We start from the raw sequence: 14,571 nt of genomic DNA on the forward strand, positions 1-14,571 counted from the left end.
CGTCGTTGTGCTGTCCGGAATCCCGGAAAACTACTTCATGCCCAGCGCGGCCTCGATGGGTCCCACGGCGAAGAACAGCAGGAAGGCGGCGGCCACGGCCCACATCAAGGGGTGGATTTCCTTGACCCTGCCCTGGACGGTACGGATGATGACGAACGCAATGAAACCGGCACCCAGGCCGTTGGCGATCGAGTAGGTGAACGGCATGAGGGTGAAGGTCAGGAAGGCCGGGATGGCGATGCCCCAGTCCTGCCAGTCGATCTTGCCCACCTGCGAGACCATCATGAACCCGACCACCACGAGGGCGGGAGCCACGGCCTCGAACGGGACCAGGTTGATCAGGGGGGTGACGAACATGGCCACCAGGAACAGCAGGCCGGTGACGATGGAAGCTACACCCGTTCGGGCGCCCTCGCCGATGCCGGCGCCGGCTTCAACGTAGATCTGGTTGGAGGAGACGGACGCGCCGCCGCCGATGATGGCGCCCAGTGCGTCAACCTGAAGCACACGGTCAACGTCCGGGATGTTGCCGTCCTTGTCGATGGTGCCGGCCTCGGTGGCCAGGCCCACCATGGTGCCCATGGCGTCGAAGAAGATGCTGAGCAGGATCACGAAGGCCAGCAGTGTTGCGGCCACAACACCGAGGTGCCCAAACGCGCCGAACGGGTTCGCCTTGCCGATCAGGGACAGGTCGGGGGCGGCCCAGCCGGAGAAGGACGGCGCCACCAGGGACCAGCCCTGCGGATTGTGGTTCTTGCCGTCGAAGCTGGGGCCGATATGGAGGGTCAGTTCCAGGATCACGGAAAGGACAGTGGAGGTGATGATGCCGATCAGGATGGCGCCCTTGACCTTGCGGACCACCAGGGCGATGGTGAGGATCAGGCCGAAGACGAAGACGGCGGTGGGCCAGCCCAGCAGCTTGCCGTCGAAGCCCAGGCCCACCGGGACTGTCGTGCCGGCCACGTCCGGGACACGGCGCACAAAGCCGGCGTTGACCAGCCCGATCAGGGCGATGAACAAGCCGATGCCCACCACAATGGCGGTCTTCAGCCCGTCGGGAACGGCTCTGAAGACGGCGGTCCGGAAGCCGGTGAGGACCAGGATCAGCATGGTGACGCCGGAAAGGACCACCAGGCCCATCATGTCCGGCCAGGTCAGGCCAGGGTTGGTGGCTACCGTGACGGCCACAAACGCGTTGACGCCCAGGCCCGTGGCCAGCGCGAACGGGTGCCTGCCCCAGGCGCCCATCAGGATGGTGAGGATGCCGGCAACAAAGGCCGTCACGGCAGCCACGGCGGCGAAGCCAAGGGTGTTGCCGCTCGAATCGGGGCCGGAGAGGATCAGCGGGTTCAGCACCACGATGTAGCTCATGGCGAAGAACGTCGCAAAGCCGCCGCGGATCTCGCGGGAGAGGTTGGACCCTCGCGCGGAAATCATGAAGTACCGGTCCAGGGCAGAGCCTTGCTTAAGCATTAGTCCTCCGGGGAAAGTGTTGTGGGGTACTTGAATCCTAAGGGGCGGCGGGCGGGCGCCCGGGACAACGTTGGCCCCGTCACATCCCTGACTCTACGCGCAGTCACGCACTGACGGGCCGAGCCTAGAATGACTGTCAGGAACTTCACAACGCGCGTGCAAACGATGGAGACACGATGACCACTGCCACCACCACCGACGAGCAGCTCCCCGCGGCGCACGTGGCCGACAGCCATGACCTGATCAGCGTGCAGGGCGCCCGGGAGAACAACCTCAAGGACATCAGCATTGAGATCCCCAAGCGGCGGCTCACCGTGTTCACCGGTGTGTCCGGCTCGGGCAAGAGTTCCCTCGTGTTTGCCACCATCGCGGCCGAGTCGCAGCGGATGATCAACGAGACATACAGTGCCTTTGTGCAGGGGTTCATGCCCAATCTCGCCCGGCCCGATGTGGACCGCCTTGAGGGCCTGACCACGGCGATCATCGTTGACCAGGAGCGCATGGGTGCGAACCCCCGTTCCACGGTTGGTACCGCCACGGACGCGAATGCCATGCTCCGGATCCTCTTCAGCCGGCTGGGAACCCCGAAGGTGGGCCCGCCCACGGCATTCTCCTTCAACGTCCCCACGCGCAAAGCCAGCGGCGTGATGAGCACTGAGAAGAGCGGCGGCCGGGTGGAAAAGAGCGTGGTGCAGAACGCCGTCTACCTCGGCGGCATGTGCCCTCGCTGCGAGGGCATGGGTTCCGTCTCCGACTTCGACCTCACCGCGCTGTACGACGAGACGAAGTCCCTCGCCGAGGGCGCCCTGACCGTCCCGGGCTACAGCATGGACGGCTGGTATGGACGCATCTTCAGCGGCGCCGGCTTCATCATGGACAAGCCCATCGCGAAATACACCAAAAAAGAAATGCACGACCTCCTGTACAAGGAGCCCACCAAGATCAAGGTGGAGGGCATCAACCTCACCTACGAGGGCCTTATCCCGAAGATCCAGAAGTCCATGCTTTCCAAGGACGTTGACGCCATGCAGCCCCACATCAGGGCTTTCGTGGAGCGTGCCATCACCTTCCAGGCCTGCCCCGAGTGCGAGGGCACGCGGCTCAGTGCGGAGGCCAGGTCCTCGAAGATCCTGGGCAAGAACATCGCCGACCTCTGCAAGATGCAGATTACCGACCTCGCGGGCTGGGTCCGGGACCTGAAGGAGCCGGCGGTGGCGCCGCTCCTGACAGGCCTGCAGCACCTGCTCGACTCGTTCGCCGAGATCGGGCTGGGCTACCTTTCCCTGGACCGGCCCGCCGGCACGCTTTCCGGCGGCGAGGCCCAGCGCACCAAGATGATCAGGCACCTGGGTTCGTCCCTCACGGACGTCACCTATGTCTTCGACGAGCCCACCATCGGGCTCCACCCGCATGACATCGAGCGGATGAACCAGTTGCTGCTGCAGCTGCGCGACAAGGGCAACACCGTACTGGTTGTTGAGCACAAGCCCGAGACCATCGCCATCGCGGATCACGTAGTTGACCTTGGCCCGGGCGCCGGCACCGAGGGCGGCAGCGTCTGCTTCGAGGGCAGCGTGGAGGGCCTGCGGGCCACCGACACCATCACCGGACGCCACCTGGATGACCGCGCCGCGGTCAAGCAGTCAGTGCGTCAGCCCTCGGGTGCGCTCGAAGTGCGGGGAGCCTCCACCCACAACCTCCAGGACGTCGACGTCGACGTCCCGCTCGGCGTGCTCTGCGTCGTGACAGGCGTGGCAGGTTCGGGCAAGAGTTCGCTGATCCAGGGTTCGGTGACCGGCCGCGAAGGTGTGGTGGTGATCGATCAGGGTGCCATCAAGGGTTCGCGCCGCAGCAACCCGGCAACGTACACGGGCCTGCTTGAGCCGATCCGCAAGGCGTTCGCCAAGGCCAACGGCGTGAAGCCGGCCCTGTTCAGTTCCAACTCCGAAGGCGCCTGCCCCACCTGCAACGGCGCGGGGGTCATCTTCACCGAACTGGGCGTGATGGCCACTGTCGAGTCCACGTGCGAGGACTGCGAGGGCCGCCGCTTCCAGGCCTCGGTCCTGGAATACAAGCTGGGCGGGCGCAACATCGCCGAGGTGCTGTCCCTGTCCATGACGGAGGCTGAGGCGTTCTTCAGCGAAGGGGAGGCCCGGACCCCGGCCGCCCACAAGATCCTGGGCCGGCTCGTTGACGTGGGACTCGGGTACCTCACGCTCGGCCAGCCGCTCACCACGCTCTCCGGCGGTGAGCGGCAGCGCGTGAAGCTGGCCACCCAGATGGCGGAGAAGGGCGACGTCTACGTCCTGGACGAGCCGACCACAGGCCTGCACCTGGCAGACGTCGCCAACCTGCTGGGCCTCCTGGACCGTCTGGTGGACTCCGGCAAATCGGTACTCGTCATTGAGCACCACCAGGCCGTTATGGCGCACGCTGACTGGATCATCGACCTGGGTCCAGGCGCAGGGCACGACGGCGGCAAGGTGGTTTTCGAGGGCACTCCCGCCGAGCTGGTGGCCGCGAAGTCCACGCTCACCGGCAAGCACCTCGCCATCTACGTCGGAGGACAGGGGGACGCTCACGCGGGCTAGGCTTGAAGGAAGCCATCTTCCAAGGGAGCAGTCCACCCATGCGATCCATCCGCCGCCAGTTGCTGAGCGCCTTGCTCGGGACCTTCGTTTTCGCCGCCGCGTTGCTGGGGTTCTCCGGCCCCGCTTTGGCGCACGACGCCGCCGAGTCCAGCAGCCCCGAACAGGGCGCCACCCTGGAAGCACCGCCTGAGAAGGTCTCCGTCACGTTCAACAAAAACCCGCTGGGGATCGGCGCACAGTTTTCGGTGAAGGACTCCGCTGGCGCGGAGTGGGCTGACGGGGCGGTCGAGATTGTCGACAACGTGGCGTCACAGAAGCTGAAGGCCGGCGCGCCGGCGGGGGCCTACACCGTGGCCTGGCGGGTGGTGAGTTCGGATTCCCACCCCATTGAGGGGACGTTCGGCTTCACGGCGACGGCCGCCGCTGCGGAGGCATCGCCGTCGCCCGTTTCAACGGCCGGTGCGGGTGCGGGCCCGGCGGCGTCTGCGGGCGTTCCAGGGATGGGCACCGCCCAGCCGGGAATTACAGCGGCGCCGGAACCGGCCGTTGATTCGTCAGAACCGTTTCCGTGGAGCCTCGTAATCTTCGCCGCCGTGGCACTGGGGCTGCTCGTGACGATCGGCATCCTGGCCAAGCGCCGGCTTACCGCCGGAAGCGACGACGAGGACGCCGAAGAACCCTAAACGGCGAAACTTCCCGCCAGGATGTCCGGGCCGGCCTCCGGGTAAACCTTGGATGAGATGGCCTGGCCCACGGTTTTTGCCTGTCGCAGCACTTCCTTCGGGGAGGGCGTAATCAGATCGCCCACGCCTACAAGGTAGATGCCAATGGTCCGCATGGCTGCCACCAGGTTGCGGCCAACCGCGATGCCGAAGTCGCTGAGCATGCGGCGCAGCTGGCTGTGTGCACAGCGTGTCAGCACGATGTGGTCCGCCAACAGGATGCCGTTGGGGGTGTGGACCTCCCACTGGCTGGCCGGCGGCTCCGCAGCGGACGCGCCTGCCGCGCGGGTGGTGCCGGCCGCACCGCCCACCATGGTCAGCTGAATGGCCCGCGTGGTGTTGCGGACGTCCATATGATGGCTGGCGGCATAGTTGCGCAGGTGCCGGAGGATCTCGTTGCGTTCCCGGAGTGAATCGGAGTCCGCTGCGTCGCAGCGCTGCAGTGAAGTGGTGTTGGCCGGTTGCCCGGCGCCGAGGATGTCCAGTCCGTCCACCACGATGGCGTCCACGCCGCGCCGCCGCAGTTCTGCGCCGACGGCGAGCCCGGAAAGCCCTGTGCCAATGATCACCGTGGTGGTTCGCTCGGTCCCGCCACTCACAGGCATGGTTGACACTACAGTTCTCCTCCTTGAAGGCTTCGGTTGATGCGGGCACCCTTGCCCGCACGGTGCCGTAACCCCCAAAGTCCGGCCGCAACAGCGGCCCGTGATGCATCCTTGCGGAGGGCATCAACGGACCGGCAGTGCCTCGAAGACTACAGAAGATTGGTGTCCGTGGATAGCCCATTTGGAAACATTCTTCTTAACGATGGATACGGTTGCCGAACCGGTTGCCATCGGCTGTGGATAACCGTCCCCGAGTGGCCCCGGCGCCCTTGCTAAGTGTCCATGGACCGAGAATAGTGATAAACGGAGGCAGTGTGTTCCTGACCAGCGGCAACGTCCCGGCGGCCGGTGCTGAAGGAGTGCTCCGCTTCTGGCAGAATGGCCGGAACACCAGCCGGAATATAAGGCAGTACCGCGAGGAGGCGGCCCGATGGGCGCACATGAGATGCAACCGGACCCGGAACGGAACAATGCGGCCAGTTCCGCCGCTCCCGAGGGAATCGTTGTTGGCGTAGACGGCTCCGACCACGGCCAGTGCGCCCTGGTATGGGCAGCCCGGGAAGCCGAACGCCGCCGTCGGCCCCTGCACATTGTCACCGCGTACTCAGTGCCCATTTTCGCTGCCTCCGGGCTGGACGGCGGCTACGCCACGGTGGATGATTCGGTGATCCGCGAGGGCGCGGAAGCCATCATCCAGCAGGCGCTGGCCAAGGTTGCCGGCTACAACATCGACGTCGATGCCTCCGTGGAGAACGGCGACGCGTCGGGGGTGCTGCTGGAGATGTCGGAAACGGCGGAACTGCTGGTGTTCGGCACACGCGGCCGCGGCGGATTTGTGGGCCGGCTGCTGGGCTCGGTGAGCAGCGCCCTCCCCGCCCACGCCAAGTGCCCCACGGTCACCGTGCCCCTGGTCTGTTCAGACCGGCTGGGCGAAACCACCGACGATAAGCGCATCCGGGCCGAGCAGGCCAAGGAGGGCCACAAGCGGGTTGAGAACGTAGTAGTGGTGGGCGTGGACGGGTCCGAACAGGCCCGGGTGGCTGTGCTGGAAGCCGCAGACCAGGCTGAACGGCTCGGGGCCACCCTGCGCGTCATCTGTGCCGTGCCGCAGTTCAGCGGATCCCTTGCATGGGTGCCGGCTCCGATCGACCGGCAGGCCATGTTTGACGACATCCGTGAACAGCTCGAGGCCGGGAAAGCGTGGCTGAAGAGCCACTTCCCGAACCTTGCCGTGGAGTCCGACGTTAAGGACGGCTCGGCCGTTGATGTCCTGGTGGATGCCAGCAGGCATGCTGAACTCGTGGTGGTGGGCACGCGCGGCCGGGGTGGTTTCACCGGCATGCTGCTGGGTTCCACGTCGGACGGGGTCCTGCACCACACCAAGGGACCCGTCATGGTGGTGCCGGACCGCGATGATCCCCGGTTGGCTGACAGGGCGAAATTCGGCCCGGTCCCCGGCGCAGCCTGACCACCGGCCTTCGCAGAAGGACGCGGAAAAGTGGCCGGCGACGCCCCCATCCTCGGGCTGAATGCTGTCACGGCTGCGATGGTGCCCGTGGTCGGGGGCAAAGCCGCCAACCTGGGGGAGCTGTTGACCGCCGGGCTGCCAGTGCCGGACGGTTTCTGCCTCACCACAGCGGCCTACCGCCAAGCAACTGCCGGCCACGCCGGGGGAATGGCCGGCCAGCTCGCCGCGGTCCACCAAGCCCTTAAAACCACCGCCGACGGCGACCTCCCCGCCTTGGCCGCGCTGGCCGGCCAGGCGCGGGATGTCATCGGGGCAGCTCCGGTTCCACCGGACATGGCAGCCGCCATCGAGGCCGCATACGCGGCGCTCGGGAACGACGTGCCGGTGGCAGTGCGGTCCTCGGCCACTGCCGAAGATCTTCCATCCGCGAGCTTCGCCGGGCAGCAGGACACTTACCTGAACGTCGTTGGTGCTGCCGCCGTTGTGGAGGCGGTGCGCGACTGCTGGGCTTCGCTGTGGACTGACCGCGCGGTCAGCTACCGGGCCACCCGGGGGATCGATCCCGCTGCAGTAGCCCTCGCCGTGGTGGTCCAGCGCATGGTGGACGCAACTGCCGCCGGTGTGCTGTTCACAGCGAATCCGGTGACCGGCCGCCGGAGTGAGGCCGTTATCGATGCGAGTCCCGGCCTGGGGGAGGCTGTGGTATCCGGAGCCGTTAACCCGGATCATTTTGTGGTTGATCCGGTGGCGGGGCGGGTGCTGGAACGGCGTCTCGGGGACAAACGCATCGCGGTCCGGCCGCTCTCCGGCGGCGGTACCCGCACAGTGGCAGTCAGTAACGGCGGCGCCGCGGCGTGCCTCACGGACCGGCAGGCAGCGGAACTTGCCGCCCTTGGTACCCGCGTGGAGCAGCACTTCGGTGCACCGCAGGACATCGAATGGGCCATCGACGGCGGCGGGCGCCTGTGGCTGACGCAGGCGCGGCCCATCACCACCCTGTTCCCGGTTCCCCGGCGGGCAGCGGAGAGGGCTGCGACGGCAAAGGGACCGGGGACGGCCGGCGCCCGCGTGTACCTCTGCTTCAGCCTCGCCCAGGGCCTGACCCGCCCCATCACGCCGATGGGCCTGGCTGCTTTCCGGCTCATCGCCTCGTCCGTGGCCAGGGCCGCGCATTTTGACGTGCCCCGGCCCCACGACGGCCCGCCGCCCTACGCCGAAGCGGGCCAGCGCATCTACTTCGACCTGACTGCTGTTGTCCGCAGCACCACCGGCCGGCGAATCGTTCCCAGCGTCTTTGACGTGATGGAAGCGCGCTCGGCCACCGTGCTGCGGAAAGTCTTCGAGGACCCGCGGTTTTCCGTGACCCGGCGGACTCCGCTGGGTCTCCTGCGCCACGTGGTGCCCGTCGCGGCGCGCGCCCGGGTGCCGGAAACGCTGCTCAGGGCAGTCTTCCGGCCCGCCGCCGCGCTCCGGCGGGCCAACCGGCAGGCGCGCGAGTTCAGCGACTCGCTTCAGGCGCCCGCCGGTGCCACTGCGCTGCAGCGGCTCGACCACGCTGAGCATCTGCTGGACACCCGCCTCTTTTCGGTAGTGCCGTCCATCCTGCCCCTGCCGGCACTGGGCTTCGCCGCGCTGGGACTGGCAGGAAGGCTGCTGGGCGGCGACCGGTGGGATGACCTGCAGATTGTCCTGCGCGGGCTTCCCAATAATGTGACCACCGAGATGGACCTGGAACTATGGCGCCTCGCCCAGGTGATTAGGAACGACGGCGGATCCCGCACCGCCCTGACGGACCGGAAGGCCGCCGGGCTGGCCGAGGATTTCAAGGCAGGCCAGTTGCCCGCCGTGCTTCAGGCCGGGCTGGCGCGGTTCATGGATCAGTACGGGCACCGCGCGGTGGCCGAGATCGACGTCGGGATGCCGCGCTGGTCCGACGATCCCACGCACATCATTGGCGTGCTGGCCAACTATCTGCGGCTCGATTCCAACGCTGTGCCGCCGGACGTCCAGTTCAGCAATGCCGCCGAGGAAGCCGAAGCCCAGATCCGGCGGCTGGTGGCGGAGGCGCGCGGCCGCGGGCGGCTGCGGGGTGTTGTGGTCAAGTCAGCGCTGCGACGGGCGCGGTTGTTTGCCGGGCTGCGTGAACTGCCCAAGTTCCAACTGGTGGTGGCACTGGCCGAAGTACGGAAACAACTGACACTGGTCGGCCAGGCGCTCACGGCGGCCGATTCCTTCGATTCGCCGGACGACGTCTTCTTCCTGAACCTGGACGAAGCCAGGGCCGGGCTCCGCAAGGTCGCGGAAGGCGGGCCGGGCGGGAAACCGGGGACAGGCAATATGGACCTGCGCGGCCTGGTGGCCGGGCGGCGTGAGGCCTATGCCCTGGAGCTGGCCCGGCGGCACGTGCCCCGGGTGCTGCTTTCGGACGGCACCGAACCTGAGGCGCTGCCGCAGGCCGGCACCTCCGGGCAGGCGGGGGTGCCGGGAACGCTGACCGGCAGCCCGGCGTCCGCGGGAACGGTCACGGCAGCCGCCCGCGTCATCCTGGATCCCGTGGGTGCACATCTTGAACCGGGGGAAATCCTGGTGGCACCGTCCACGGACCCTGGCTGGACCCCGTTGTTCCTCACGGCGGGCGGCCTCGTGATGGAGATGGGCGGGCCTAACTCCCACGGCGCCGTCGTGGCACGTGAGTACGGCATCCCTGCGGTGGTGGGCGTCCCTGATGCCACCCTGCGGCTTGCGACAGGTCAGCAGATAACGGTCGACGGCGGCGCCGGAACCGTGGTGCCGTCGTAACCGCCGGTGCCGTCCTCCGGTGCCGTCCCGCCGGGGGTGTGCACAGCCGCCCCCAGGCGTAACCTGAACATATGGGCTCCAACCATGAAACGGGCCCGGCATGAACCGCGCATGGAAGCGCTGGGTGCCGGCCGCAGCTGTACCCGCTGTGATCGCCGCCGGCGTGCTGGCGGGATCCATTCCGGCGCGGGCGGGGGATCCGTTGCCGCAGAAATCTCCGGCTGACGTCCTCACCCTGCTGGGGCAACATAGCACCAAGACGTTCTCCGGCACCCTTGAGCAGGTCTCCGAGCTCGGCCTGCCGGACCTGCCGGCCGGCGCCCCCACCTCAGGTCCCGCTTCAGCGGGTGGTCCGGCATCGATCATCGAACTCCTGACCGGTGAGCACACTGCCCGCATTTTTATGGACGGGCCCGCCAAGATGCGCGTCCAGGTGATGGACCGGCTGGCTGAGCGCGACGTCATCCGGCGGGACCACGATGTCTGGTTCTATAACTCCAAGGACAATTCCGCTGCCCACCTGACGCTGCCGGCCGTCGCGAGCGATCTTCCCCTGCAGGTTCCGGAAGGCCCCGGCGTCCAGCCCGGCCAGAACGGGTCCGGCCAGGAAGGGTCCGTTCCGGACCAGTCGACACGGGCCTTCCCCACGCCGGACGACTTGGCCGCGACGTTCCTCGCCAAGGTTGACAGCTCCACAGCGGTGACGGTTGGCCCCGACGTACAGGTGGCCGGCCGGTCCGCCTACAGCCTGGAACTGGCACCGCGCACCGACGGGACGCTGCTGGCGAAAGTGGTCATCGCCGTCGACGGCCAGACCGGGATGCCGCTCAGGGTGACGGTGTCCGCCCGGGGCCAGGCGCAACCCGCCTTCGAAGCAGGTTTCACCAGCCTGTCCGTCACGGCCCCCGAGGATGGCACGTTCAACTTCGCCGCCCCGCCGGGAGCCACGCTCAAAGAATTGCCGGCGCCTCCCGTGCCGTCCATGCCCGCCCTGCCCGGGAAACCCGGAATGAACGCCCCGGACCAGGCCCCGGACCACGTCCCGGGCCCTGTCCCGGGTGATGCGGCTGAGCTGCGGCACCATGACGGTCCTCAACCCACAGTGACCGGCGAGGGCTGGGAAACGGTGGTGGGGTTCCCGGCGGCACCTGACGGTCAGGGTGCTCAGCTGTCCGAAACAGTGCTGAAGGATCCGCTCCTGTCCCAGGCAGCCGTCGTCGTACCCGGCGGACGGCTCCTGTCCACGTCCCTGGTCAACGTCCTGCTGACCGACGACGGCAGGATCTTTGTGGGGATGGTTCCGGCGGACCGGCTCCAAGCCGCCGCCGGCGCAGCGTGAGCGCGGCCGGCAGCATGGCTGCCGGGCTGACCATCGAAACGCAGGGCCTCACCAAAAGGTTTGGCCGCCAGCTGGCGGTGGACAATGTGGACCTTGCCGTACCCCAGGGCGCCGTCTTCGGGTTCCTGGGGCCCAACGGATCCGGCAAAACCACCACCATCCGCATGCTGCTGGGCCTCGCCGCGGTCTCGGCCGGAACCGTCAGCGTACTTGGGCAGCCGATGCCCCAGCGGCTGCAGGAGGTGCTGCCGCGCGTGGGTGCGTTGGTGGAGGGGCCGGCCTTTTATCCCTTTCTGTCCGGCACCGCCAACCTGCACCGGTTCGACGCCGCCAGCCGGCATGCAACGCCTGGCACCAGGACCGCGCGCGTGAAGGCGGCGCTTGAGCGGGTGGGGCTCTCGCATGCCGCCGGCAAGCGGGTGCACGCCTATTCGCTGGGCATGAAGCAGCGGCTGGGGATCGCCAACGCGCTGCTGTCCCCCCGCGAGTTGCTGGTGCTCGATGAGCCCACGAACGGCCTGGACCCGCAGGGCACGCGTGAGGTGCGCAGCCTGGTCCGCTCCTTGGCCGCCGACGGCGCCACGGTCTTCGTCTCCAGCCACCTGCTGGCCGAGGTGGAACAGATTTGCACGCACGCGGCGATCATGAGCGCAGGCCGGCTGGTGGCCCAGGGGCCGCTGGAAGAGCTTCGCCGGGGCGGCGAAATGCGGATCCGCCTGTTAACGCCCGACGCCGGCACCGCCTGTGAGGTTTTGCTGCGGTTGGGCCTGAACCCGGAACGGGGCGACGCCGCGACGGGAATCAGTGCTGCGGGGAGCGCCGCGACAGACGGGGAAGTGGTCACCGCAGGGGCGGCGACTGTCGCGGGTACCACGCAACAGCTCATCCCAGAGCCGGATTTGCCCCACCCCGAAGACATCGTTGCCGGGCTGGTGGCCGCGGGGGTGCGGGTCCGTGGCTTTTCGGTTGAGCGGGAAAGCCTCGAGGAGCGTTTTGTTGCCTTGACGGGGGAGGGATTCGACGTTGCCCAGTGAAATCGCGAGTGCTGACAGGCGCGGCAGGCGTGGAAGTGCTGCAGTTGCGGCGAGTGCACCGGCCGCAGGAGATCTCCCGGCGGCCGCGTCCGGTCTGTCCCTGCTGGCGTCCGAACTGACCACCCTTTTCCGCCGTCGCCGGACCTGGGCCATGCTGGCGGCCTTGGCCGCGATACCAGTGCTGATCGCCGTCGCGGTCAGGCTCTCCTCTGCGGTTCCTCCCGGACGCGGGCCGGCTTTCCTGGACCGGATCACGCAGAACGGGCTGTTTGTGGCGGTCACTGCGATGCTCGTTGCGGTCCCGCTGTTCCTGCCCCTCACGATCGGCGTGGTGGCGGGCGACACCATCGCCGGCGAGGCGAGCCTGGGCACCCTGCGGTACCTGCTGGTAGCTCCTGCCGGCCGCGTCCGGCTACTGCTGGTGAAGTACGCCGGCGCGCTGGCTTTTTGCCTTGCTGCTCCCCTAACGGTAGCCCTGGCCGGAGCGGCGATCGGAGCGTCATTGTTCCCGATCGGGCCGGTTACCCTGCTGTCCGGCGACGTGGTCCAGCCACCGGAGGCAGCGCTGCGGCTTGTCCTGATCGCGGCGTATCTGGCGGTATCCCTTGCCGGGTTGTCGGCGATCGGGCTGTTCCTGTCCACCCTGACGGTGGTTCCCGTCGGGGCGATGGCGGCAACTGTGGTGGTCTCCGTGGCGTCCCAGATCGCGGACCAGCTGCCACAGCTTGAGTGGCTGCACCCGTGGCTGTTCACCCACTACTGGTTTGGTTTCGCGGATGTCCTGCGCCAGCCGGTGCTGTGGGATTCCTTCGCGAACAACGCCGTGCTGCAGGCCGGCTATGTGGCTGTGTTCGGGGCGCTCGCCTACGCCCGGTTCGTCACCAAGGACGTACTTTCCTGAGATTTGCTAGTGGAAGCGGTGACCGGTCCCGTCAGTAGCGGGCGGCGTAGGGGTGGAGCTGCATCCCGGCCATCCGGCTCAGCTGGGTGACGCCGATGCCTTCATCCGGGTTCAGCGCCTGCACTACCTGGCCGTTGCCCAGGTAGATGGCGACGTGATAAAAACCCGGGGCCGAACCCCACACCAGCAGGTCGCCCCGCCGGGCTTCGGAAATGGGCACACGCACCGGAGCGGCCGCGAACTGCTGGGCGGCTGTGCGGGGCAGGTATTTGCCGGCCGCAGCGAACGCAGTCTGGACCAGACCCGAGCAGTCAAAACCAGTCGGGCCGGTGCCGCCGTACTGGTAGAAATAGGGCGATCCTGCCTTTGACAGCGCCACTGAGATGGCAGTCTCGACCGAGCCGCCGGGTGATGGCGCGGGCGTGGGTGTCTGGTTCGGTGCGGGTGCGGGTGCAGGAGCTGGTGCTGGAGCTGGAGCTGGAACCGGTGCAGGCGCTGGAACGGGTGCAGGTGCCGGCCCGGGTGCGGGGGCCGGCGCGGGAGCAGGATTCGGCGCGGGGGCGGCCGGGGCCTGGGGTGCAGCCCCTCCCTGCGAGGTGCCGCCCGGCGCGGCGGGAGCGCCGACGGACTGGCCCGGTGCAGCCTGTGCCGCAGCCGCCGTGATGGCAGCGAGCCTGGCCTCTTCGCGTTGCCGGTCGAGTTCGTCCACGCGGGCGGATTCCAGCGCGACCGTGGTGTTCCTCAGCTGCGCCAGCTGGTCCACCAGAACGGTCCGTTGTGCCCTCGCTTCGGCCACTGCCTGGACCTGGACTGCGTTGGCCCCTTCGGCGTCGGCCTTCCGGGTTTCGGCCGTTTTGGCGGCGTCGTCGGCAGCCCTGTTCGCGTCCTGGGCTGCGGCGGTGAGCGATTGCGCCGCGGCGGCCGCTGTTTCAGCGGATTCGAAGGCCCGGCTGCGGCTGGCTGAAATGGCCTGCATCGTTGCGGCCTGCTGGAGCGCTTCGCCGTTGCCGCTGACGAAGGTGGTGAGTGTCGGGTTCAGGCCGCCGTTGCGGTAGAGGTCGCCGGCGAGCTGGCCCACCTGTTTGCGGGTCCTCTCCTGGGCCTGCACGGCCACCTCAGCCCGGGCGGTGGCTACGTCCGCCGCGCTGCGGCGGTCCTGGAGTTCCACCAGCGCCTCGCTGTAAGAGTTGTTTGCCTGCATCGTCAGGGCAAAGGTGACCTGCTGGGCGCCGGCAGCGTCCGCCAGGAGGCGTTCGATGGTGGTGACCTGGTCCGCCGTCGCGCTTTCATTGGACTTCGCTGCGGCGATGTCCTCGGCAGAGGGAATGTCTGGTGAGGCCGGACTCTGGATGGCAGGCGCCAGAGATGGGGGCGATGCCTGGGCCGGGAAGGCGAGTGTTCCGGAAAGTACGACGGCGGTACACAGCACTATGGCCTTCAGGCCGGACCCGGACAAACCCATTCGCAGAACCTCGCAGGATGTAAGGCTGGGGGAGCGAGGTCTGGTGGCGGCGCAAAAAGGCCCCTCTGCTAATCGCCCAGCAGTCAGAGGCTACGTGACATGCTGCACTTTGGCAACAAGAGTCACATCAATAACATAAACAACAACAGTGTGATTCCGTCACATCTGCAGCGGGCG

General features: G+C 67.7%; 10 protein-coding genes. 7 read left to right on the forward strand and 3 right to left on the reverse strand.

The window, feature by feature from the left end; genetic code table 11:
• Positions 1–30: 30 nt before the first annotated feature.
• Positions 31–1,473 (reverse strand): NCS2 family permease, encoded by a 1,443-nt coding sequence (locus AC1MCD_RS01925; protein WP_498675368.1) that lies wholly within the window; start codon positions 1,471–1,473, stop codon positions 31–33.
• Positions 1,474–1,649: 176 nt separating this feature from the next.
• Between AC1MCD_RS01925 and AC1MCD_RS01930 the strand changes: the two genes are divergently transcribed.
• Together AC1MCD_RS01930 and AC1MCD_RS01935 are read left to right on the forward strand one after the other, a co-directional pair.
• Positions 1,650–4,064 carry an ATP-binding cassette domain-containing protein gene (locus AC1MCD_RS01930; RefSeq protein ID WP_498675372.1) on the forward strand — a complete coding sequence of 805 codons (2,415 nt, stop codon included), beginning with the start codon at positions 1,650–1,652 and terminating at the stop codon, positions 4,062–4,064.
• A gap of 38 nt (positions 4,065–4,102) precedes the next feature.
• Positions 4,103–4,747, forward strand: coding sequence for a copper resistance CopC family protein (locus AC1MCD_RS01935; RefSeq protein ID WP_498675374.1), 645 nt, complete (start codon positions 4,103–4,105; stop codon positions 4,745–4,747).
• On the opposite strand, the gene AC1MCD_RS01940 is transcribed toward AC1MCD_RS01935, so the two are convergent.
• Positions 4,744–5,391, reverse strand: coding sequence for an FAD-dependent oxidoreductase (locus AC1MCD_RS01940; protein ID WP_498678472.1), 648 nt, complete (start codon positions 5,389–5,391; stop codon positions 4,744–4,746). The two genes, AC1MCD_RS01935 and AC1MCD_RS01940, sit on opposite strands and share 4 nt — an antisense overlap.
• 430 nt (positions 5,392–5,821) lie before the next feature.
• Between AC1MCD_RS01940 and AC1MCD_RS01945 the strand changes: the two genes are divergently transcribed.
• The 5 genes from AC1MCD_RS01945 to AC1MCD_RS01965 all read left to right on the forward strand — a co-directional run bounded on the left by AC1MCD_RS01945 (position 5,822) and on the right by AC1MCD_RS01965 (position 12,932).
• Positions 5,822–6,859 carry a universal stress protein gene (locus AC1MCD_RS01945; protein ID WP_498675379.1) on the forward strand — a complete coding sequence of 346 codons (1,038 nt, stop codon included), beginning with the start codon at positions 5,822–5,824 and terminating at the stop codon, positions 6,857–6,859.
• A 78-nt stretch (positions 6,860–6,937) separates the two neighbouring features.
• Positions 6,938–9,658: a PEP/pyruvate-binding domain-containing protein gene (locus AC1MCD_RS01950; protein WP_498678475.1), complete on the forward strand. Its 2,721-nt coding sequence runs from the start codon at positions 6,938–6,940 to the stop codon at positions 9,656–9,658.
• Between the two features lie 100 nt (positions 9,659–9,758).
• Positions 9,759–10,997, forward strand: a complete 1,239-nt coding sequence (locus AC1MCD_RS01955; RefSeq protein ID WP_498675382.1) for a LolA-like protein — start codon at positions 9,759–9,761, stop codon at positions 10,995–10,997.
• A gap of 14 nt (positions 10,998–11,011) precedes the next feature.
• Positions 11,012–12,031 (forward strand): ABC transporter ATP-binding protein, encoded by a 1,020-nt coding sequence (locus tag AC1MCD_RS01960; protein ID WP_498678476.1) that lies wholly within the window; start codon positions 11,012–11,014, stop codon positions 12,029–12,031.
• Positions 12,032–12,125: 94 nt separating this feature from the next.
• Positions 12,126–12,932 carry an ABC transporter permease gene (locus AC1MCD_RS01965; protein ID WP_498678477.1) on the forward strand — a complete coding sequence of 269 codons (807 nt, stop codon included), beginning with the start codon at positions 12,126–12,128 and terminating at the stop codon, positions 12,930–12,932.
• A gap of 31 nt (positions 12,933–12,963) precedes the next feature.
• Here AC1MCD_RS01965 and AC1MCD_RS01970 read toward each other — a convergent pair whose 3' ends face one another.
• Positions 12,964–14,394 carry a C40 family peptidase gene (locus AC1MCD_RS01970; RefSeq protein ID WP_498675384.1) on the reverse strand — a complete coding sequence of 477 codons (1,431 nt, stop codon included), beginning with the start codon at positions 14,392–14,394 and terminating at the stop codon, positions 12,964–12,966.
• Positions 14,395–14,571 lie beyond the last annotated feature (177 nt).

This window comes from Arthrobacter sp. BF1, from assembly GCF_056680215.1.